Here is a 277-nt window from a genome sequence, read left to right on the forward strand (position 1 = left end):
TAAAGGCGATACTGGAGCGACAGGTGCTCAAGGTGATAAAGGCGATAAAGGCGACACTGGAGCGACAGGTGCAACAGGTGCCCAAGGCGACAAGGGCGACACTGGAGCGACGGGTGCTCAAGGTGCGCAAGGTGACAAGGGAGATAAAGGCGATACTGGAGCGACAGGCGCCCAAGGTGACAAGGGAGATAAAGGAGACACTGGGGCGACAGGTGCGCAAGGTGACAAGGGCGATAAAGGTGACACTGGAGCGACAGGTGCCCAAGGTGATAAGGGC

At 58.1% G+C, this 277-nt stretch carries 1 pseudogene; it reads left to right on the plus strand.

The features are described 5' to 3' along the window. Positions 1-277, plus strand: a pseudogene (locus B4237_RS03570) (collagen-like triple helix repeat-containing protein); the annotation flags it as partial.

The sequence above is a fragment of the Acinetobacter sp. UBA6526 genome (genome assembly GCF_002434875.1).
GTDB lineage: Bacteria > Pseudomonadota > Gammaproteobacteria > Pseudomonadales > Moraxellaceae > Acinetobacter > Acinetobacter venetianus.